Annotated in this window: 19 protein-coding genes and 2 pseudogenes; 12 read left to right on the top strand and 9 right to left on the bottom strand. The window is 69.0% G+C overall.

The window, feature by feature from the left end:
* Window positions 1-130: 130 nt before the first annotated feature.
* Window positions 131-364, bottom strand: coding sequence for a hypothetical protein (locus ACZ4WZ_RS14710; protein ID WP_467889785.1), 234 nt, complete (start codon window positions 362-364; stop codon window positions 131-133).
* A gap of 222 nt (window positions 365-586) precedes the next feature.
* Between ACZ4WZ_RS14710 and ACZ4WZ_RS14705 the strand changes: the two genes are divergently transcribed.
* The gene (locus ACZ4WZ_RS14705; protein WP_467889782.1) at window positions 587-811 is read left to right on the top strand and encodes a hypothetical protein; all 225 of its coding nucleotides are present in this window, start codon (window positions 587-589) and stop codon (window positions 809-811) included.
* A gap of 318 nt (window positions 812-1,129) precedes the next feature.
* Here the strand turns inward: ACZ4WZ_RS14705 and ACZ4WZ_RS14700 are convergent, their stop codons facing one another.
* Window positions 1,130-1,435, bottom strand: coding sequence for a hypothetical protein (locus ACZ4WZ_RS14700; RefSeq protein ID WP_467889779.1), 306 nt, complete (start codon window positions 1,433-1,435; stop codon window positions 1,130-1,132).
* Between the two features lie 681 nt (window positions 1,436-2,116).
* Here ACZ4WZ_RS14700 and ACZ4WZ_RS14695 point away from each other — a divergent pair.
* The gene (locus ACZ4WZ_RS14695) at window positions 2,117-2,305 is read left to right on the top strand and encodes a hypothetical protein (RefSeq protein WP_467889776.1); all 189 of its coding nucleotides are present in this window, start codon (window positions 2,117-2,119) and stop codon (window positions 2,303-2,305) included.
* Here the strand turns inward: ACZ4WZ_RS14695 and ACZ4WZ_RS14690 are convergent.
* Window positions 2,286-3,293, bottom strand: coding sequence for an ISL3 family transposase (locus ACZ4WZ_RS14690; protein ID WP_467890106.1), 1,008 nt, complete (start codon window positions 3,291-3,293; stop codon window positions 2,286-2,288). The two genes, ACZ4WZ_RS14695 and ACZ4WZ_RS14690, sit on opposite strands and share 20 nt — an antisense overlap.
* A gap of 313 nt (window positions 3,294-3,606) precedes the next feature.
* The gene (locus tag ACZ4WZ_RS14685; RefSeq protein ID WP_467889774.1) at window positions 3,607-4,413 is read right to left on the bottom strand and encodes a hypothetical protein; all 807 of its coding nucleotides are present in this window, start codon (window positions 4,411-4,413) and stop codon (window positions 3,607-3,609) included.
* 187 nt (window positions 4,414-4,600) lie between these two features.
* Here ACZ4WZ_RS14685 and ACZ4WZ_RS14680 point away from each other — a divergent pair.
* Window positions 4,601-4,749, top strand: a pseudogene (locus ACZ4WZ_RS14680) (DUF5655 domain-containing protein); the annotation flags it as partial.
* A gap of 276 nt (window positions 4,750-5,025) precedes the next feature.
* Here the strand turns inward: ACZ4WZ_RS14680 and ACZ4WZ_RS14675 are convergent.
* Window positions 5,026-5,682: an ankyrin repeat domain-containing protein gene (locus ACZ4WZ_RS14675; RefSeq protein WP_467889772.1), complete on the bottom strand. Its 657-nt coding sequence runs from the start codon at window positions 5,680-5,682 to the stop codon at window positions 5,026-5,028.
* A gap of 142 nt (window positions 5,683-5,824) precedes the next feature.
* On the opposite strand from ACZ4WZ_RS14675, the gene ACZ4WZ_RS14670 reads away from it, so the two are divergent.
* Entirely contained in the window at window positions 5,825-6,070 is a 246-nt protein-coding gene (locus ACZ4WZ_RS14670; RefSeq protein WP_467889769.1) for a glycosyltransferase family 2 protein, read from the top strand.
* A 98-nt stretch (window positions 6,071-6,168) separates the two neighbouring features.
* Here the strand turns inward: ACZ4WZ_RS14670 and ACZ4WZ_RS14665 are convergent, their stop codons facing one another.
* Window positions 6,169-7,488: a hypothetical protein gene (locus ACZ4WZ_RS14665; protein ID WP_467889766.1), complete on the bottom strand. Its 1,320-nt coding sequence runs from the start codon at window positions 7,486-7,488 to the stop codon at window positions 6,169-6,171.
* Here ACZ4WZ_RS14665 and ACZ4WZ_RS14660 point away from each other — a divergent pair.
* Window positions 7,487-8,089, top strand: a complete 603-nt coding sequence (locus ACZ4WZ_RS14660; RefSeq protein WP_467889764.1) for a hypothetical protein — start codon at window positions 7,487-7,489, stop codon at window positions 8,087-8,089. The two genes, ACZ4WZ_RS14665 and ACZ4WZ_RS14660, sit on opposite strands and share 2 nt — an antisense overlap.
* Window positions 8,090-8,173: 84 nt before the next feature.
* Here the strand turns inward: ACZ4WZ_RS14660 and ACZ4WZ_RS14655 are convergent, their stop codons facing one another.
* Window positions 8,174-8,434, bottom strand: a complete 261-nt coding sequence (locus tag ACZ4WZ_RS14655; protein WP_467889762.1) for a DUF6087 family protein — start codon at window positions 8,432-8,434, stop codon at window positions 8,174-8,176.
* A 230-nt stretch (window positions 8,435-8,664) separates the two neighbouring features.
* On the opposite strand from ACZ4WZ_RS14655, the gene ACZ4WZ_RS14650 reads away from it, so the two are divergent.
* The 3 genes and pseudogenes from ACZ4WZ_RS14650 to ACZ4WZ_RS14640 form a co-directional block, all read left to right on the top strand.
* Window positions 8,665-9,822: a threonine synthase gene (locus tag ACZ4WZ_RS14650; RefSeq protein ID WP_467889760.1), complete on the top strand. Its 1,158-nt coding sequence runs from the start codon at window positions 8,665-8,667 to the stop codon at window positions 9,820-9,822.
* Window positions 9,823-9,847: 25 nt separating this feature from the next.
* The gene (locus ACZ4WZ_RS14645) at window positions 9,848-10,513 is read left to right on the top strand and encodes a helix-turn-helix transcriptional regulator (RefSeq protein WP_467889759.1); all 666 of its coding nucleotides are present in this window, start codon (window positions 9,848-9,850) and stop codon (window positions 10,511-10,513) included.
* 1 nt (window position 10,514) lies between these two features.
* Window positions 10,515-10,748: pseudogene (locus tag ACZ4WZ_RS14640) on the top strand (LuxR C-terminal-related transcriptional regulator); the annotation flags it as partial.
* Between the two features lie 467 nt (window positions 10,749-11,215).
* Here the strand turns inward: ACZ4WZ_RS14640 and ACZ4WZ_RS14635 are convergent.
* Window positions 11,216-11,431: a hypothetical protein gene (locus ACZ4WZ_RS14635; RefSeq protein WP_467889757.1), complete on the bottom strand. Its 216-nt coding sequence runs from the start codon at window positions 11,429-11,431 to the stop codon at window positions 11,216-11,218.
* A 59-nt stretch (window positions 11,432-11,490) separates the two neighbouring features.
* Window positions 11,491-12,915, bottom strand: a complete 1,425-nt coding sequence (locus ACZ4WZ_RS14630) for a S8 family serine peptidase (RefSeq protein ID WP_467889754.1) — start codon at window positions 12,913-12,915, stop codon at window positions 11,491-11,493.
* 414 nt (window positions 12,916-13,329) lie between these two features.
* Here ACZ4WZ_RS14630 and ACZ4WZ_RS14625 point away from each other — a divergent pair, with 414 nt between their 5' ends.
* The 4 genes from ACZ4WZ_RS14625 to ACZ4WZ_RS14610 all read left to right on the top strand — a co-directional run bounded on the left by ACZ4WZ_RS14625 (window position 13,330) and on the right by ACZ4WZ_RS14610 (window position 17,512).
* On the top strand, window positions 13,330-14,880 hold the full coding sequence (locus tag ACZ4WZ_RS14625) for a radical SAM protein (protein ID WP_467889751.1): 1,551 nt from the start codon (window positions 13,330-13,332) through the stop codon (window positions 14,878-14,880).
* A 49-nt stretch (window positions 14,881-14,929) separates the two neighbouring features.
* Window positions 14,930-15,259, top strand: a complete 330-nt coding sequence (locus tag ACZ4WZ_RS14620) for a hypothetical protein (RefSeq protein WP_467889748.1) — start codon at window positions 14,930-14,932, stop codon at window positions 15,257-15,259.
* A gap of 106 nt (window positions 15,260-15,365) precedes the next feature.
* Window positions 15,366-15,719, top strand: coding sequence for a hypothetical protein (locus ACZ4WZ_RS14615; RefSeq protein ID WP_467889746.1), 354 nt, complete (start codon window positions 15,366-15,368; stop codon window positions 15,717-15,719).
* 101 nt (window positions 15,720-15,820) lie between these two features.
* The gene (locus tag ACZ4WZ_RS14610; RefSeq protein ID WP_467889744.1) at window positions 15,821-17,512 is read left to right on the top strand and encodes a hypothetical protein; all 1,692 of its coding nucleotides are present in this window, start codon (window positions 15,821-15,823) and stop codon (window positions 17,510-17,512) included.
* The last annotated feature ends 271 nt before the right edge of the window (window positions 17,513-17,783 follow it).

The raw sequence follows: 17,783 nt of genomic DNA, 5'->3' as shown, positions 1-17,783 counted from the left end.
GGGTCCGCCGGACGGGCGGGCCCGGCAGGTCCTGGGGCGCCGTTCACCCGAGGGACGGGCGCGGCTCCGCCCCGGCACAGTGACAACATCCGTACCGGGGCGGCATGGTCTGGCCGAGGTGGAACGGCCTCTAGGTGAGCTGGTTGCCTGTCCCTTGAAGGTCAGCGACTGCGTTGATCACGTTTCCGATCCCGTTGTGCACCGAGTCGCCGAAGGTCTGCGAGTTGAAGTTGAACGACTCGTCCCGTGCAACGCTGCCGATGTTCCCGAGAGCGTCGCCCTGGTCAGCCATTGCGGTGCCCGTGAACGACAGAGCGGCCCCCGCGAGGGCGAATGCGGCAAGTACCCGCTTGGTGTTGTTCATGCTCAGCCAACGCTCTTGAATCCAGCCGGGTTACGGCCGGCGGTCATGAAGCCGCTCGACGAGCAGCACATCGCGGGAGGGAGACGAAGAGGCTGGGCGCATACACGTCCTCTTTCGGTCTGCTCGCGGCCCCGGCTGTCCCCCGCTGGGGGCTGCTCCGGCTTGCCCTCCGGATGGCTGCCCCAGGGTGCCCTGCCATCGGTCCGGGCGCAGGCTGGACGCATGCCCGACCAGACGGAGATCGTCATCCACCCCGTTTCGCCCAAGGGCGGGCGGAAAGTGACCGTGCACGCCCTCGGCGTGGACGCCGACCTCGGCCGCGCTTACACGCCCTCCGACGTATCTGAGTTCCTTCGCCGGGCCGGCCTGGAGGACGTGGACCTCTCCGAGGACGGGCCCATCCGCTGGGAAGGCGGCGGCCCCGAAGTCTGGAGCACCGACATCTGATCTCGGACCTGGGGGCGAAGAATCATGCTCCGGACACTCGGCCATCGGTCGCGGAGCACCCTCCCCTGGTCCCGCATGTCTGCCGCTGGCCGGTTCACGGTTCAGTCCGTCATGTGCCGGGCGAAGCGCTCGTGCGCGGACTGCCGGCTGCAGCCCAGCGCCCCGCCGACCGCTTCCCACGAAACCATGGCCGCTCGAGCCGCTCGCACCGTGTCGATCGCCAGGGCCGGCGCCGTGTCCTGCCTGGACGGTCTCCCGCGCCGACAGGGTCCCGCCCGAAGCCCTCGACGATAGGCCGGAGGGGCTCTTGTCAACTGCTCAACCGATGACCCGCACCGATTGAGGGCCTCCGACGTGGGACACCCCCCGGCCGGGGTCCAGGGTCGTGACGAACGTATTGCAGGCGGTTCCGAGATATACGCTCACCGACTTGTTCGTGTCGTTGTCGATCTCGGCCGCCCGGACCTGAAGGGTGAGACAGACGTTGTCCGGGGGGTTGGTGACGCGGAACTCCTGACCGCTCACATCGAAGTACTGGATCGTTCCCGTGGCGGCCTGCGCGCTCGTGGCCAGGCCGGTGGCCACCACTGTTGCCGTGCCGACTGCCAGGCCGATCCTGCCCATACGTGTGAGTACATGACGGAGACGCATAGAGAAGTCCATTTCTTGTAAGCCCAGTTCGAACCTCCTAACGATCACCCGCCAGGGCTCCTCCAACCAATCCGATCACCCGGATGCAGCAAGAGGAATCGTTCGCTCATCCGCCGATGGGATTAATGCCCCGCCATCCGGGCGCAGGAGCCTTAGCCGTCACCGGCCCCCGCCCCGAGGTCCTGGCCGCGCCCGCTGCCGGTGCGCGGGAACAGCAGGCTCCGCGTGGCGCGGCCTGCCCGGGCGCGGAGCCGGTGGGGGTGGTGGTGTAGCGGACCGGACCGCGGTGGCGGAGACGCGGGGGCCGTCGTGGGCCGGAGGCTGGGCCGGGTGGTCAGGTCGCGCGCAGGGTCGCGCCGACCGATGTCTCCACTTGAGCGTGCAGCGCGTCCCCGGATGGCTCGTCGCCCTGATCACCACGGTCGGTGGGGTGACGTCGACCTGGAGGGCTGTCGTAGGTGGAAACGGGCTCTGGTCCACTTTCTGTGGAGGCTCACGGATAGTGATGTCAGTGTTCTGTGGTGGGATGGCCGGACTCTGCTGTTGATCTGCTGGGAGACCGTTGTGACGTCTTCGTATCCGTCCCTGACTCGTGCCTTGGCCGAGGCTTTGGTCGATGTCCTGTGGTTCGTCGACGGCAGCGAAGACGAGCAGATGGATCAGGACGATGCGGTCAAGGCGATGGAGGGCGTCGCGCACGTGCTCAGCACGCTGTCGAGTGATCAGCAGCTGGAGCTGATCGTCCTGCTCGGGGAGATGGCAGCTGCCGAGACCAACCCCGCTCGACGTGAGTTCCTGGAGGAGTTCCCGGAGGGCTTCGGACTCATCGACGAGCTGTCCTGAAGGATAGTTGGTGGCCTTGCAGCTGGGTGATCATGTGGGCGAAGGAGCGCACCTTCTCGGTGAGTGCGTCCAGGTCGGGGCAGCTGGCCAGTACGGCCTTGAGCTGGAGCTGGTCGCTCGGCCAGGGCGTCGGGGGGGGGGAGGATGCAGCGGGTGACGGCGCGGGCGGGTTGGCGGCCGGGGCCGACCGGCTGGGGCTTGCCGCGTAGGTTCCGGCTGGCGTAGGCGCGGACGTTGCCATAGCCGTCCGGGTAGCCCTGTGCCTTGATCTCTTCCCACAAATTCCAGGCGTTGGCGCAGCCTTCCTGCCATCGCTGGTCGAGGTAGGGCTTGTAGGCGTCGAGCTCGGTGAGGCAGCTTTGCCTCTGTCCGGTGAACAGTTGCTCCGGCTCGGTGGCGCGGGAGAAGCGGAGGACGGTGTTGAGGCCCATGCCGAGCCGCCGGGCGATGGCCCGCTTGCTACGACCGGCCGCCAGCAGCGCGCAGATGGTGGCGCGCTTGGCGCGAGTGCGTTCGGCGAACCGGTGGCCCGTTGGCCACGGCGAGGACGCGGCGACTCCGACACCTGGTCTGGCTCCCCCGGTGACTCGGGTGTAGGTCGCAGGCAGGCACGGTGCCGGTAGACGCACTTCTCGGCGGCTTCGCCGAGGTTGTGCCAGACGTTCCATCGGTCGGAGACCTGGAGGGCTTCATGGGCGCCGCGCGTAGCGCCCTCGGTGTAGAAGAGGGCCCGGGCCCGGCAGATGATCTCGATTTCGGGCCGTTCGGACAGGCAGGCCGCGAGGGTGTCCGGTTCCCGGTCCGGAAGGAGGTCCACCGGACGGCGTGTCTCGACGTCGACGCGTACGGTTCCGTAGATCCGGCCCCTGCGCTGAGCGTATTCGTCGACGCCGAGCACGCGCGGCGTGGCGGTGGGCGGATCCGGCAGCGAGGTGGTCAGCCTCAACAAGGCGTTCCGGCTGACCCGCGCCCCGAAGGCGTCCGACATTCGGGCGCCGGCCGGTCCCGCGCGCGCAAGACCGACCGAGACGAGCGTCGATCGCAACCGTTCCGTCCGACGACCGAACCGAGGGGTGAGGCCGGGCACCTGCTCGGCGAACGTCTTGCGCGGGCAGGAGCCCTCGACGCAGAGGAACCGACGCACCCGCAACGATGTCACCCGCCCCTCGAACGACGACCAACCCCCACGCTGCGTACGCGACCACGAGAAGTGGACCAGAGCCGCACCTGGCTCTGATCCACTTCTGGTGGTGCGGCCACGCGGTGTGAGCAGTCGATGATTCGGAGCGTTGGACCTTGAGTCAGAACGGCGGGTCTTCGCTGTAGCCGCCGCCTACCCAGTTGCCGCCCCAAGAAGCGCGTGCGGCTCTCAGGCGGGCATAGTGCTCGCGGGCTGCGATGTCGGACGCGTTCTCCCATCCGCTGGTGTCGTGACCCCATGCCTTCAGCGCGTCCAGGACGCGGTCGCGATGGCGCCGGTCAGTGCTGGTGGCCAGGAGACGTCGTGCGTGGTCGGCCAGATCAGCCTGGTGCTGGGTGAGAAGTGGGTGCTCTATGAGGGGAATGGCAGCGATCAGAGCGGCGTGGCGCACGCCCGCGTTGTCATGGCCGAGGAGGGCTTCAACTGCGGAGAAGATCGCCGGCCGTGCGTCCCGAAACGCTTTCATCTCCGCGTACTCATCGAGACATCCCTTCCCGTAGAGACGTTCGTCAATGGCAACGCACTCGTCGTCGGCGTCGTAGGCGGTGTCGCCGAGCCAGTCGAGGAGCTGCACGAGGGTCGGGTGGGTCGGGGGCGTCGTGGCGTCGTGGCTGCAGTCGCCTGCCGTGATGGCCGGGTGGTTGAGGATCGCCGCGACGAAGAGCGCCACGGGCACGGTGGCCTCGTAGATGCTGTTCTGGTGGGTTACGGGGCTCAGCGCATCCTGGAGAGCGGACTTCCTGATGATCGGGTCAGAGCTGGTCAGGAGTGTCAGCGCCGCCGGCAGGGAATCGCCCGTGCCGCAGGCTGTGGCGAGTGACGCCCAGTCTGTGCTGTCCAGCAGTGTCTGAAAGGGAGGAAGCTCGGCGGGGCGAGGCTGCTCGGTCTGTCTGCGGCTGCGGGTCACAGGCTGAGGCTATTGCGTTGACGAGCCGGAGCTGTGCCCGGGGGTAACGTACAGCGCAGGACGCATCAAGTACCTGATGCCGCGCGGCCTGCCCGCGCTCGCCCTCTGCCTCCCTTGCCTCGCTGCCGCTCCCGGCGCGCGCTCCGCTGCCGCCACGGACACGGGGCACCCCGTGCTTCTCGGCGTGATGCCGCGGCTGGCCGACGACGAGGCCGTCGTCCAGGATCTGATCGAGGGCCATAGGGAGGCCTCGCTGGGGGTGCGGGCCTGGCGAGCGAATACAGCACCGGCCCCGTGCACGGGGGCAGGATCGACTCTCTCGGTCTGGAGGGGAACGTGCTCCGGTCATCGATCTGATGCTGGCGCGGACCCGGGAGATCCGGATGTCCGAGACGGCGGTGCAGCGCTCCATGCTGGCGTCCGCTCCTTTGGCGGGAGCAGCGGCTGCTCCCGCCCGCACGACGACACCGGCATGGCGCGCAGAGCGGTCCGCACGTCGGTCGGTACGCGCTGACCTCGCCGGTCGCCCCCTCCCCCCGTGGTTGCCGAGTCCCCGGGTTCCCCACCCGGGCTCGCCAGTGTGTGCGTACGGGCGGGCACGGACCGGTCGGGTCAGTCGAACCCCTCGGCGACCAGCTCGGTCGACCGGACGGTGATGCGGTGGCGTCGGCCCGAGCCGCCGACGACGCGGCTGGAACTCTCGGTGACGAGGCTGTCGCCGTCCAGCCAGTAGCGGAAGCCGCCGTACATGCCGGGAACGGGGAAGTACATCTGCGGGTCGGCGAGTTCGGTCAGGACGGCCAGCGTCGGCAGCCTCAGGCGGTGCTGGTCGGCGAGGCCGTGACTGTCCGCGCGGATCAGCGCGTGCAGCCGGCCTTCCAGCGCGTTCAGCGTCGGGGACGGCACGGGGTGGTGCGCCACGGGCTGGAGCAGGCCCGACATCTCCTTGTGGCCGCGGGCCAGGGCGATGTCCCGGGCTCGCTCCCCCGCCGCGGTCGGCAGGGTACGCCAGGCCCCGCAGCCGACGAGCATGGCGGCAGCGGCCTCCGCCCCGTGCCAGGCCGCCTGGTGCAGCGGGGTGAACCCGCTGGGGCCGCCCACCCTGGTCGCGTTGACCCAGTCGGGGTTCTGCGCCAGTTGCTCGAACACCTGCGGCCAGTCGCCGTCGCGGGCCGCGTCGGCCAGCAGGTCCCGCCGGGCCAGGACGTCCTCGGGGTACACGTCGCGGCTGGTGACGCCGTCCCACCGCATGCGTTCTGTATTCGCCATGCCCCGATCCTAAGGAGGGCTGCCTTCCGGCCGGGCGCCGGAGCCTCCGCCACGGCCCGCCTGGGCGAGGGCGACCTCCCCGCATGCACCCCGGCCCAGGCGAAAGCATCCCTCCGGCTTGGCACCCCCCTTGGAGCGCCCTGTGATCAGCGTGATCATCCCGACCCCCGACCGGCCTGGCCCGCTCCACCGCACCCTGCGCAGCGTCGCCCGCCAGACCTGCCCTCACTTCGAGATCATCCTCGCCCGCGACGGCGGAACCCACGGCCGGACGCCCTGTTCTCCAAGGGCTCCTACGTCTCCCTGCCCGTCGGCATCGCCGCCGCCCTCAGCCGCATCCCCCTGGTCATCCCCGCGGACCTCGCCACTCCTCACGTGCCGATCGTGAACACCGGCGCCGCGGTGAAGGAGTCGCGGAGAGCCCACCGTCCGTGGAGGCTGGCCGTATCGGCCGAGTGGGGTGACCTCGGCCTGCCTCGCGAACGGTCAGATGCGGTGGAGCGGCGCGGAGTGCGTCCAGTGCCAGTTGACCGGGGCCCACTGCTTCTTCAGGGCCGTGCGCTGCCGGGTGTAGGCGCACAACGCTTCCTCGACCGTGGCCGCGAGGGTGGTGAGGTCGTCGGGGGCGGGGACGCGCAGGATGAGGTGCTGCTTGGTGTGGACGAGCAGCAGGTCGCCGCCTGGGGTGCAGGCGCCCAGGGTGAAGTGGGTCAGCGGTTTGAAGGTCTTGGTGTCGGTGTCCAGCTTGGCGCGGAGCACTCCTGCCTTGTTCCAGGCGTAGAGGCCGTAGCGGTTGAGGTGGAAGGCGTGGCCGCGGTGTGGGTCGGCGGCGAGGTTGAAGTTGAAGCCGGTGAAGGGCGAGTCGCGCCACTCGTGGAGGCCGTGGAGGCGCCCGGTCATCTCGCCCCGGTCGTCGACGAGGGCGAAGACGAAGGGCTGTCCGCGGCTGCCGCCCCGGAACGTCCGCGCGAAGAAGGGGACGACGAAGAGGTGGTCGGAGAGTGCCGCGGGGCGGCCGAGGCGAGAGCGCTCCCAGTTCGACAGGGGGTCCTCGCCGGCGGCGAGTTCGGTGAGTGCGGGGCGGGGCCGGTTCGTCATGCCGACAGGCGCGCCCTGGTACGCGGCGTGCGGGCGCAGGTCCACGGTGCCCTGGTGCGCCGGTTCGGGGTCGAGGGAGGCGAGCGTGCGGATGGCCGGTTTGGCGTCTGTGGTCAGGGGGCCGTCGGCGATGCCGACGAGGTTGGTGATGACGTTGCCGTACCTCCACACGCCGTACTCGGCGACCGTGCACAGCAGTCGGCCCGAGGGCGTGACGCTGATGGACCCGGCGAAGGGGTCGCCCTCCCCCGGCGTGAACTCCCGGTAGGGGCGCCCGTCCTTCGAGTCGTAGACGGCCAGGACCCGGCTCAGGTCCGATGCGACGAGGGTGGTCAGGTCCGGCGTCGCGGTGATGGCGAGGACCCCGTCCGGCAGGACGCACAGGCCCAGGTCCCCGCCGTCGGCGACGGCCGAGTCCCCCTCTCTCGCTCCGCCCGTACGGAACAGGGCGCTGGCCAGGACCTCGCCCTCCGCGGAGTACCGGGTGATGATGCGGTAGCCGAAGTTCGCGGTCTGCGGGTCCTGCTCTTCGTCGGCGACCCCGTAGGTGTGGCGGTAGAGGGTGGAAAGGGCGTAGACCTCGCCGTTCGGTGAGCCGGCGGCATCGACGAAGCTCAGGCCCCAACCCTTGGAGTAGAGGGCGGTCAGGTCGATGCGGTGGTGGTCCACCAGCGTGCCCGGCAGGGCCAGGGGAAGAGTCTGGATCATGCCCTTCATCCTGGGCCACGGTACTGACATCCACAGGCCCGGCCCGGCTGCCCGGCAAGCAGCCATCACCTGCGCCTCGATGGCCGGCTGCAGCCAGTCGCCTGCTGTCGAGGATCATCCCGGCAATGCGGGGCTGCAGGGGCCGGGGAAGGCCGAAGCCGCGAGCCGGATCATGACGCAGGACGTGCTGGAGGCTGCTCTCCCCCAAGGCATCAACCTGCCCCGGCTCGAGGGGAACGGAGGTGCCTCGGTCCACGCCTGGGACATGTCGAATCCGGCGATCTGCCAGTCGGAAGCCTGGCTCGATGACGAGTGCGCCGACGCCCTCGCCCTGGGCGTGAGCGGCCTGTCCGGCGGGAATGAGCGGATCGTCATCCAGTTGATGTCGTTCAACGACGAGACCACGTCCAAAGCCCACTTCGCCGGCCGGGGCACGCCTGACGAGGTGGGAACCAATCCGCCAGGTGACGCCATCGACGGCTACACACTGCCCGATGGTGCCATGGGCTGGACGGGGGAGGCATCAGGGTCCGGAAGGGCACGGTCATCGCGAAAATCGAGTACGCCTGGTCTCCGGGGCATGAGGTGCCGAACCGTCTGATGGACATCACCACCATGGTCGTCGAGCGTCTGAAGCAGTCCCAGAGCGGCAAGAACCCGACCGCCTCGCTTCGGTAGACCGGAGTCACAGTGGCGGTTGTGGGCCCGCTGTCTCCTCAGTGGGGCGCGGAAGATGTCCCTCGTCGGTCACATGGCGCCGCATCAGCCGTGATGCCCAAATCAGTCGCGGGGCGTCGGGGTTGAGGTGTGCAGCACGCTGCGGCCCCGGGCCCAGGGTGAGGGCCTTGAGCTCACCTGGTTCGCGAAGCCGGCCTTGGCGTCGCGCGGCCCACTCGTCCAAGGGTTCGTCATCCGTGGTCCTACCTCCGTCGAGCAAGGGCAGCACCCTACCGGCCGGGGTGTGTCACGGCCCGCTTGAGCGCTTGGAGGCCGCCGCCTGCCGGCTGCGGTGAACCCGGGGTCCGCGTCCTCGGACCATCCGAGCCCGGCGTATCGACGAGCGATTAGACTGACTGTCTAGATCTGGAAAACAGGTCTAGCATGGGGAGGGCAGGGTGCCTGCGGGTCGCGAGACCCAGCGACAGCACGTCGAGCGAGTAGAAGGCGGAACCGTCCATGAACGCCGAACAGCACTCACCCGTCACCGCCCCCGGCCTGTACGACCGGTCCGGAAGGCGCTACTCCCTGGACGACCCCCGCTGGCGGGGCGAGGACGGCAGCCCCCTCGCCGTCAGTGCACTGCCGGGCCTGCGTCCCGAGCAGATCGACACATCCGAACGGTCCCTGTGGCGCTACCACGCGGCCCTGCCCGTCCCGGCCGCCCGCCGGGTGAGCCTGGGTGAAGGGTGTACGCCGATGGTCCCGGTCGACTGGGCCGGCCGGCGCGTCCACTTCAAGCTGGAGTGGTTCAACCCGACCTCCAGCTTCAAGGACCGGGGGGTATCGGTGATGATGTCCCACCTGGCGGCGCACGGTGCCGAGCACGTACTCGAAGACAGTTCGGGCAACGGCGGTTCCGCGGTGGCCGCCTACGCCGCAGCTGCCGGTATCCGCGCCAAGATCATCGTTCCCGCCGCCACCTCGGCGGCCAAGATCCTCCAGGCCCGCGCCTACGGAGCCGAGATCGAACTCGTGAACGGCACCCGCGACGAGGTCTCGGACGAGGCGATCCGGCAGTCGGAGCAGATCCACTACGCCAGCCACAACTGGCACCCCATGTTCATCCAGGGCACCAAGACCATCGCCTACGAGATGTGGGAGTCCCTCGGCTTCACCGCGCCCGACAACGTCGTCCTCGTGGCCGGGGCCGGCAGCAACATCATCGGATGCGACCTCGCGTTCGGCGAACTGCTCGACGCCGGCCAGATCGACGGTCGCCCGCGCCTGTTCGTCGGACAGCCCGAGCACTGGGCGACCATCGCCGACACGTTCAACGGCGTCGACCCGGCCGGCCGCAGAGAGCGGGCGCCGACGATCGCCGAGGGTGCGTCCATCGCCCACCCCGTCCGGCTGCCCGAGGCAGTGGCGGCCATCCGCCGCTCCGACGGCGCCGCCTACGCCGTCCCCGAGGCAGAGATCCACGCCGCCGTCCGCGCGCTGAGCGCGCGGGGCCTGTACGCCGAACCGACCAGCAGCGTCGCCGCGGCGACCCTCGACCACTTCATCGCGACGGGCGACATCGCGCCGGGCGAGACGACCGTGGTCGTGCTCACCGGCGCGGGGCTGAAGTCCGCCGAGAAGATGGCCTCGGTGTTCGCCGGGCCCGCCGACTGAGCCCGTACCAGGAAAGGAGAGCGCGATGGCACACCCCTCCGAAGACGATCTCACCGACGAACACCCCGTACAGGAGGACGAGCACCTCGTACGGGAAGCCGAGCGCATCGCCGTCGCCATCGGGCGCATGTTCCCGGGCCTGTGCGAAGTCGTCCTGCACGACCTGCGCCGGCCCGACAACGCCATCCGCGCCATCGAGAACAACCTGTCCGGGCGGCGGGTCGGCGATTCCGCCACCGAGCTGGGGCTGCGCCGTATCGCGGACCCCGACTACCCCAGCGTCATCCAGAACTACAGCAACCGGTTCCCCGACGGACGCCCGGCCAAGAGCACCTCGATCGGGATCAAGAACGCCGAGGGACGTTACGTCGCGGCCCTCTGCCTGAACCTCGACGTCAGCACGCTGTCCCCGCTGGCGCTGACCCTGGCCAACCTCGTCGCCACGGACGTCGAACACCGGGGTGAGGCCCTGGAGACGCTGCGCGACCGCACCGGACGCGAACTCCGGTCGGCCATCGACTCCTTCGCCGCCCAGCGCTCCAGCACCCCCCGCGGCCTCAACCGCGACCAGAAGCGCGAACTGGTCCGGCAGCTACATCGCGAGGGGTTCTTCGAGACCCGGAGTTCCGCACAGCTCATCGCCGACCGGCTCGGCGTCTCACGGGCGACCGTCTACAACTACACGAAATAGCGTCGCGGGGCTGCAGGCACACCGAACGGCACACCCGCCCCGCTCACTGGAGCGGCTGACGGAACGGGAACGCGAGGTGCCGGCCGCCCTCGGGACGGGGCTCTCCAACGCGGGGATCGCGAGCCGGCTGCACCGCGTCGACGGCACGGTGAAGGCACGCGTCAGCGCGGTGCTTCGCCCGCGGAGGAGCGGATCGCTGTCCGTCGGCTTCCGCCCCCGTGTGCCCGCGGCGGTCGAGGTCCGCGCTGAGCAGCCCGGGCCGGGCGCCGTCCTTCGTGGCGACGCCGGTCAGGGAGTACTTGCTGCCGGTCGGTCGCGACGGCCCGCAGCTTGCCGATGAAGTCCTGCTGGCGTCCTGGTCGTCTGCCAGGACCTTCAGACGCTGCTGGAGTGGGGGGTCTTCAAGTCGTGCTCAGAGTCTCCCAAGGGCTGTAGACCGTGCCACCGTCCGGTTTCTCCAGGCCCTCCAACGTCCTGGTGAGCGACCGCTCCGAGTCGCCGCAGTGGAAGTTGCACTCCTCGCCGTCGGCGAGGAGCGTGCCGTCGCAGCCACGACACACCCGCGGACCTGTCCTCGTCGGTGCAACGCCAGGGCCAGAGCCAGCGAACGACTTCCTCGCCACGCCTTCGGCCGGGGCCGGCCATCCGAACGCCGCCCCTCGGCCGTGATCCCGTCCTCTTCCCGGCGCGGGCCGGACGTCCTCAGTGCGGCTCGAACGGCGAGCTCGGATACGCGACTGCGGTGATCCCGGCATGGTCGAGCTGCGCGGGAAGGTCGACGGGGCCGTCGACGTAGACGACCTTCTCGTCGGTCCCATGGGGAACGGGAGCCCGATCACTGATCAAGGCCACACCGGCCAGCTGTGCGGCGAGCAGGTCAACGTCCACGTCGGCAGCGACAACGAGCAGCCATTTCATCGGTGTTTCCCTCCGGATCGCACCGCGAGGTACCCCACCGGCATGAGTCAGTTGGTGCCTCAGCACTTGCGCAGCAGGTGCCAGTAGGAGGCGGCCACATTCAGGATGCCGCGCCCGTATCCCGCGTCCCAGGCTGACCCGGTGACGTTGATGAGGCCGGCCGTGAGCGCGTCGCGCAGCTCCTGCGGGGACATCCCTGGGAAGGCGGACAGCAACAGAGCCGCTGCCCCCGCCGCGAGCGGAGCGGAGGCCGACGTCCCGTTGTCGAACTCGGCCACGTCCGTGCCGCCGGGCCGGCCGGGTCCGAAATTTCCGTAGAAATGTGTGTAGGTGGCGAGGTCGGGCTTCTCGGGTTCGAACATTCCGGGGCCTTCGGCGGAGTAACCGATGCGTTCGTGGCAGCTGTTCACTGCCGCGACGGTGATGACCTCGGCGAGACTGTTCGACGCATGGATCGACTTCCCTGGCCCGATGCCGCTCGGTTTGCATCTGCTGCTGGGGCATTGTGAACCGCAGTTGCCTGCCGAGAAGAACGCGGCCGCGCCGGACGCCACGACCTCGCGCACCTTGCGGTGGAGGGGGTGATCGATGTCGTGGATTTCGCTTCCGGGTGACTCTTCGGGGGGAGGGACCGAGGCGTAGCCGTAGCTGCTGGTGGTCAAGTGGGGCGTCCCGTCGATGCGGCGCTGGTCGAGGACGGCCTGGAACATCGCAAGGGCGCCCCCCGAGTCCGGGACTCCGATGAACGGGTAGTCGTACAGGCGTGCCGCCGGCGCGGCGACCAGTACGTCCGCGGCGCACATGGACCCGTGACTGGTGACCGGTGCCGAACCGGGGTAGGTGTCGCTGCCGACGTGCGTGAAGCCGCCCACTACCGGGTACACCACTCCATTTACACCTTCATCGAGGATACCGACCGTGACGTTCTGGCCGCGCAAGCCTTCCCGCCACAATGCGGACACACCGAGAAGGTCTCGGACCACCTCGGTGTCGACCGCAGGCCGGAAGGGCCGGCAGTCGACACCGACGCGGGATCGGGCGCGGTCGAAGGCTTCGGCTGCGGTCCGCTTCGTCCCCGGACATGCCGGGATCCCCTCATCGCTGTGAAGCTGCAGACGCGAGTTCGGCCAGACCCCCACCACGCCACCGCGCTCGCTGAGGGTCTCCAGGTTGCCCCGGTCGACCTCCACGGGCAGCACAAGGGTGACGGCAGGCATGTCGTCGTTGGTCTCCGCCCGCCCGAAGGCGGAGAGCCCAGAGGGGGGAGGGGCGGAGGAGCGGCCTCCTGGCATCGGCGGGGTGAACATCGGGATCACCAGCAAGCTCGGATCCGGCTCCACCCCGAGCCCGGCAACCGGTGCGAGCGCACGGGTGATCTGTGCGTAGGCACTGCTCTCCGATCCGGCAGCGTCCTCGAAGGCGGCGAAACCGCGGGTGTAAGCGTCCTGCACCTGCACCTCCAGCAACACTCTGGTTTTCGCCATGCGGACTCTTCCTCGTGCGGTGACACCTGGCCGTGACGGGGTATGGGTACCTTTCCCTGCTGGTAGCCGTCACGACCCAAGGATCTGCGCGTCGGACGCCGTACTCACCCGGATGGCGTCCTCGACGAGCCTGGCCGTCGATGTGCTGAGCTGTGGCTGCTGCCGCTACGCCCGAAAGACGTGGCAGCCGGCCCGGGGCGGCTGCCGTTCGGGGTATCTCGTGCGGCTGTCCGAGGGAGTGGCAGGCGCCGCGGTGGCTGGAGGACAGGCTTCCACCTAGTTTGGGGCTCATGGGCCCATGACCCGATAGCGGCCCGAGCGTCATGAATTCGCCGGTGGATGCCAGGCAGCCGCTCTCCAGGATCCCCCTCCCCCCATCGTTGGCACAGTGCCAGAGCTCGAAAGGCAGCACACGTGCGGATCAGCACCTATGTCATTGGGGCGCCGCTTCCAGACAGGAGATTCACCCTTCTCCTGCATGGGCTCCGAGGCAGTTTGGACAAAGTCCCGGCGAGCGTCGGGAACTATCTCGTCGAGCATCGCGGCAAGGACGTGGGGGCCCCTCCGTGGAATCCGGGAGACGAGGCGGAGCTGCATCTCCAGGAACGCGGCTACCTCACGGATTCCTCCGTAGAGGAGGAGCGCCTGCTGATGGTGGACATGGCAGCCGCACTGCATGAGGCCGACCTCGCGTCCAGTCCGCCGAGTTTTTGCTTCGTCCCCGCCTACACCTGCAACCTGCGCTGCCCGTACTGCTTCCAGTCTCACGAGATGCACGCCGGCAAGGGCAGCTACGCCACCATCATGACGCGGGAGCGGGTCGACGATGCCTTCCGGGTCATCGACCGGTTCGACCGTCCCGGAGCCGTGGCCCGCGAACTGGGAATGTGTCCGCCCCCGCAGCCCTCCGCAAGCGATTCCGAGCGTGCCACCGCCGCTCCGTTGCTGGGCCTGTTCGGCGGAGAACCATTGGACGAGACGACCCGCGACATCGTCGAGTACATCGTCGGCGAGGCCCGCAACCGAGGCTCGGCTCTGTGGGCCATCACCAACGGTGTGCAGCTTGACTTGTTCGCTGACCTGCTGGGCCCCGACGGCCTGGCGGAGCTCCAGATCACCCTCGACGGAATGCCGGAACTGCACGACCGCCGCCGGGTCGGACCGCGCTTCCGGGAGACGTTCCATCGCATCGTCGGCAACATCGACCTGGCGCTGGAGGCAGGCGCGCAGGTGAAGGCCCGCATCAACGTCGACAGCAGCAACGTCGACCACGTGGCGATGCTCAACGACCTCTTCGCCGAGCGCGGCTGGCTCGGGCATCCGTCCTTCTCGGCCGGTGCTGCCGTGGTGACAGGGGAGGCGAAGCACGAGCCGCTCGTATCCCATGCAGACCTCGTCAAGCTGACCAGCACCTTCCGTGCCGAGAACACGAACTGCGTGAACAGCTACGAGCACTACGCCATGAACACCCTCGTGCGTGCTCTGAGCAGTAAGTACCCGTTCCAGCGAGTGGCCCACTGCGCCGCAGAGACGGGATTGCTGATGTTCGATCCCCGCGGCGACCTGTACGGCTGCTGGGAGGAGATCGGGCTGGCCGACCGCAGGATCGGTCATTACCGTGGCGGAACGCTGAGCCTGGACCGGAAGGCCGCAGGTGCCTGGCTCTCTCGCTTCCCCGGCTCCATCGAGCAGTGTTCGAGCTGCCCCTACGCCCTCATCCACACTTCCGGATGCGGCAATCATGCCCGCAACGACAGCGGCACCCTCTTCGCGGCCGCCTGCGAGGGCTTCCAGACCTACTTCCCCCACACACTCGCGGAGTCCTACACCGAGATCGAACAGCAGTTGCTCGACGGACCCCTGCCGACCCGGAGGCATCTCCGTAGGCTGCCGTTGGTCCAGGTAACCAACGGCCGGGCCGGTAGCGCCGAAGAAGGCGCACTGCTGCACGTTCGTTCGACCTGAGCCGGGGTCAAGAGGAGAGTGCTCGGCACCGAGAGAAAGTTGCTCACCCGTGGCCAGTAACAACAACCCTTCCCAGGGCCTCGTCGCTCTCAACGAAATCGCCGACCTCATCCAGTTGCTCAAGTACGGCGGCTTGGCCGAACTACTGGGCGAACCCGGTGTCGGAACGGACTGCGACGTCCGGTGCGAGTGCAAGACCACGCATTGCACGTGTGCCGGCTCGGTTCAGCAGTTGACGCTCGCAGACGCGAGGCCGCCCGGCGGGAAGGTCTTGAAGGCGGAGCGGATCGCCGAACTTCAACGCCAGCTCGAGCAGGCTGAGAGACCAGTCTCCGAAGCCGGCCCCGACCAGTCCAGAGGCGGCGAAACGTCGGGCTGAGGGGGTTCGGTGGCGACTGCTTGAGCCCAGCTCCCGTACACGTTCGTTCAACCTGGGGTGGGATCCAGAGGAGAGTCCCCGGCACCCGAGAGAAAGTTGCTCACCCGTGGCCAGTAACAACAACCCTTCCCAGGGTTTCGTCGCTCTCAACGAAATCGCTGAGCTCATCCAGTTGCTCAAGTACGGCGGTTTGGCCGAACTACTGGGCGAACCGGGTGTCGGAACGGACTGCGACGTCCGGTGCGAGTGCAAGACCACACGGTGCTCGTGTGCCGGCAGCGTGCAGGCGCTCACCTTCACCGACACGAATCCGGAGGCGGGTGAGGAACTCAAAGCACGGCGGGTCGACGAACTGCGTCGTCAACTCGCGCAGGCGGAAGGCGACATGGACACCGAGGGATCGGATGGCGAAGGGGAGGCATCCGCTGAACCGCAGGACGGGCCGGGAAGCAGGAAATGACCGCCTACCACTGCGCCCGTCCAACCGACTGGGAGCGGTCCGTACCTGGCGTCGCCTGGCTCGGCGGCGCCGCTCCCGAGGCCGCGCCGCCCTACCCTCCCGTGCTCGACGCAGTGGAGTCGGCACTGATTCTGCGGCCCACGCCCATGCTCCGAGCCGCAGCCGGTGCTCTGGCCCCGCGCTGGGAAGAACTGGGTCAAGCCCAGGAGCCGAGCGACCCCCACCGCGCGGACTCGACCGGCGAGGAGGACGACGCCGAGGAGCGGCTGGTGCTGTACGGAGCTGCTCGGGCGATCAGCGAGCTCGGCGCGGGCTTCGGCTACGCACTCGCCGTCAGCGCGGACTCCGGACCCAACCTCCGGTACTTCGCCACCCACCTGGCCCGCATGGCCCAGGGGACCGGCTTCAGCCTGGCTTGCGTCGGCGATGCCTCCGCCTTTCCGGCGACGGCGGTGGTGCGGCGTACCGCCCGCCCCCCGGATGAGGCAGTCGCTCCCCCCGAGACTTCCGTGACCGAGCTGGCAGCGGCGGACCGCCTGGCACTCACCATGGTGGCGATTTCCCACTGGGGTGCTCCCGTCACCGCTGCTCTGCGCTTGGGACTGAGCCGTGAGGCGGCCGATCAGCTGGGACGCCCGGGGCCCGGAGGCAACAGTTGGATCAGCCTCACCGCGACCGCACGGCACACGTTGCGCAGTGGTCTGGACGCCCGTGACTCTTCCCGCCACGCCGCCGCTCTCTTCGATGCCTGGCAGCCTGCCGGCTGGGACTACATCAGGCGCGCCGAACTGGCCGTCATGAGCGGCGACAGGGCCCGCCTGCGCGCACAGCACGCTGCCCTGTTCGCAGGGTGCGCCATCATCGGACGAGACCTCCTCCAGCGACATGCCGCCGCGACGGCCATCGCGCTCGAGGTCCCCAGCGGCGATCCCCCGGTGTCTCCTGACCAGCGGGTCGCCGCACACCTGGCGGCCGCCCGACTGGCACCTCGACTTCGGCCGGAGAGCCTGGGAGAAGCGGAGGCCACAAAGCACTTCCGCTCTGCCCTCCGTCTGTCGACAGAACCGGTCGAGCGGCTGGACCTCACCTACGAACTGGCCAATCATCTGGCCAAACAGCGGACGCCGGACTCGCTGAACCGTGCCAGAAGACTGTACGCCGAGGGTCTGGAAGAGCTGCGCACCGTCGAGGACACCGCCCAACGCGCGAGGCTGGAGATCACGCTGCTCAACGGCCTGGCCCTGGTCGACTACTTCGAGGGGAAGAACGAGTCCGCGCTGAGCCTGGAGCAACAGGCGGAGGTGACGGCCGGCAGCCTGACTGAGACGCGGCCCGATCTGGCGCGCTGGGCTTTCGCGTTGCTGGGCGTCAACATCGCGAAGCTCCTGGCGGCCAGGTTCGGCGACCGCCAAGGTGCGATCAGGAAGCTCGCTGTCGCTTTGAAGACGAGCGGCGCCGACCCCGAACGTGCTGACAAGATCCGTCGCAGCCTGGGGCGGCTGTACTTCAAGGAAGGCGACTACCCTCAGGTGATCGCGATGCTCTACAGCCTGTGCCCGCCGGGCCGGCTGGGCAACGTCAGCTCCCGTGAGGACTTCCAGGACCGCCTGCTGCTGGCCGTGGCCCACCTCACCCTGGGCCGGATGCAGGAGTGCCGCGCGCAGCTACCGCAGCTGCGCGTACTGGCGAACCGTGAGGGGAGCGACGCGGCGGCATCCGCGTTGGACGTTCTCGCACAGGCATCGCTAGCGCCCGTGCCCCCTTCACCGGAGACCTCACCCCTCGGTGTTTAGTGCTGTACCCGCGAACCTCGCCGGGCTGCTCGTCGCAGGCTGTGATCCACCGCCTCGACGAGATAGGTCACTGGACGATCAGCGCAGCAAGGAGCATCCCGCAGACGCGGGAGCAGCGACCGCCGACCGCGCCGTACATAGCCGGAGCGGGGCATCCCCGCGGGTGCGGGGAGCAGCCTCGGCCAATGCGGCGCAGGTCGTACACGGCGGGTTCATCCCCGCGAGTGCGGGGAGCAGTTGGACGAGGAGCTGGTCCCGCGCGGCCTGGAGG

This window comes from Streptomyces sp. NPDC029122, assembly GCF_055569445.1.
This window is presented reverse-complemented; position numbering and strand designations above follow the sequence as displayed.

Bases quoted from the DNA above. Each gene is read 5' to 3' on its own strand.
- ACZ4WZ_RS14695 (WP_467889776.1), top strand. From the start codon at position 2,117: ATGGATCAGGACGATGCGGTCAAGGCGATGGAGGGCGTCGCGCACGTG.
- ACZ4WZ_RS14710 (WP_467889785.1), bottom strand. From the start codon at position 364: ATGAACAACACCAAGCGGGTACTTGCCGCATTCGCCCTCGCGGGGGCC.
- ACZ4WZ_RS14690 (WP_467890106.1), bottom strand. From the start codon at position 3,293: ATGTCGGACGCCTTCGGGGCGCGGGTCAGCCGGAACGCCTTGTTGAGG.
- ACZ4WZ_RS14705 (WP_467889782.1), top strand. From the start codon at position 587: ATGCCCGACCAGACGGAGATCGTCATCCACCCCGTTTCGCCCAAGGGC.
- ACZ4WZ_RS14675 (WP_467889772.1), bottom strand. From the start codon at position 5,682: ATGGCGAATACAGAACGCATGCGGTGGGACGGCGTCACCAGCCGCGAC.
- ACZ4WZ_RS14660 (WP_467889764.1), top strand. From the start codon at position 7,487: ATGCCCTTCATCCTGGGCCACGGTACTGACATCCACAGGCCCGGCCCG.
- ACZ4WZ_RS14630 (WP_467889754.1), bottom strand. From the start codon at position 12,915: ATGGCGAAAACCAGAGTGTTGCTGGAGGTGCAGGTGCAGGACGCTTAC.
- ACZ4WZ_RS14700 (WP_467889779.1), bottom strand. From the start codon at position 1,435: ATGGGCAGGATCGGCCTGGCAGTCGGCACGGCAACAGTGGTGGCCACC.
- ACZ4WZ_RS14645 (WP_467889759.1), top strand. From the start codon at position 9,848: ATGGCACACCCCTCCGAAGACGATCTCACCGACGAACACCCCGTACAG.
- ACZ4WZ_RS14635 (WP_467889757.1), bottom strand. From the start codon at position 11,431: ATGAAATGGCTGCTCGTTGTCGCTGCCGACGTGGACGTTGACCTGCTC.
- ACZ4WZ_RS14650 (WP_467889760.1), top strand. From the start codon at position 8,665: ATGAACGCCGAACAGCACTCACCCGTCACCGCCCCCGGCCTGTACGAC.
- ACZ4WZ_RS14665 (WP_467889766.1), bottom strand. From the start codon at position 7,488: ATGATCCAGACTCTTCCCCTGGCCCTGCCGGGCACGCTGGTGGACCAC.